Origin of the sequence: Salinivibrio costicola subsp. alcaliphilus (assembly GCF_001996185.1) — a bacterium.
Classification (GTDB): Bacteria; Pseudomonadota; Gammaproteobacteria; order Enterobacterales; family Vibrionaceae; genus Salinivibrio; species Salinivibrio costicola.
This window is the reverse complement of record NZ_MUFR01000100.1, coordinates 1-1200: the sequence shown is the minus strand read 5'-3', so window position 1 is coordinate 1200 and position 1200 is coordinate 1. Positions and strand designations below refer to the sequence as shown.

At 45.5% G+C, this 1200-nt stretch carries 1 protein-coding gene; it reads left to right on the top strand.

Annotated features, from left to right (window positions below):
* Nucleotides 1-185: 185 nt before the first annotated feature.
* Entirely contained in the window at nt 186-1166 is a 981-nt protein-coding gene (locus BZJ21_RS15300) for an IS110 family RNA-guided transposase (RefSeq protein WP_077460419.1), read from the top strand.
* Nucleotides 1167-1200: the final 34 nt, after the last annotated feature.

Genomic DNA, 1200 nt, shown 5'->3' with positions numbered 1-1200 from the left:
GACCTTGTATCTCTCCTGGAGTTGAGGTTAGCTACCTCTGTTCCGGTGAGTTTGGTGATGCTGAGTCCGACCTTAGCACCTGATGCTGTTATGTAGATCAGCGCCCAGACTCTTTTGTTCTTATACATTGAATGGTATCCAAGCACCTGTTTTCAGTGATGCTGCATGTACAAGGGTAGTGAGAGATGCATTATATCGGTATTGATATCAGTAAAGCCAAACTCGATTGTTGTTGGTTACGTGACGCGGAAAAAAACAAATTCAAAACCAAAGTATTTAAGAATAATGCGGCAGACAGCAAGGCCTTAGACATCTGGCTTACAAGTCTGACCAAAGCTGATCCCAGTGAGATTACCGTGTTGATGGAAGCAACCGGTATCTACCATGAAAATCTTGCTCATTATCTTTTTGAGCGCGGCTATCAGATCTGTGTTGTTAACCCAGCCCGAACTAAAGAGTTTGCATCCAGTCTGGGTAATACTCACAAGACGGATGCCAAAGACAGCCAGATATTAGCTCTCTATTGTCACAGAATGCATCCTGAACTCTGGCAGCCGGAACGCCCGGAAATTCGTGAATTAAAAGCACTTCTGGCACGCTTAGAATCGTTGGAGACAGATTTAAACCGCGAGACTAATCGCTTGGAGAAAGCCGAGTTTAACTGTTCTTCAGAGCGTGTCATTGGGTCATTAAACCTGATGATCGAACAGCTTAAAGCGGAGAAAAGGCGACTTGAAGATGATATCGACAACCATATTGGTCGCTACCCACAGTTGAGAAAAGATCGCCAGTTGATGGAAAGCATTCCGGGTGTAGGACCGATAGTCTCCCGTTTAATGCTTAGCGTGCTGCACAGCCGTTCATTCAGAACAGCGGGGCAAGTTGCTGCATTTTTAGGGTTAGTCCCCCGCATACAACAGTCTGGACAATGGAAAGGCCGTAGCCGTCTAAGTAAACAAGGGCCCGCTAATGTCAGAGCAAAGCTGTATATGGCGGCAGTTGTTTGCTTGAGATATAACCCGGATATCCAGGTACAATATCAGCGCCTAATGGAAAACGGTAAAAGTAAAATGCAGGCTTTAGGAGCTGGAATGCGCAAGCTGGTACAGATTTGTTTTGGTGTTGTAAAACATCAAAGCGAATACCACCCGCAAGTGGTTACATAACCCTTTACGGATGGTTCGGAGAGATGGTATCTAC

Coding starts and splice junctions, on each gene's coding strand:
- BZJ21_RS15300 (WP_077460419.1), top strand. CDS start 186: ATGCATTATATCGGTATTGATATCAGTAAAGCCAAACTCGATTGTTGT.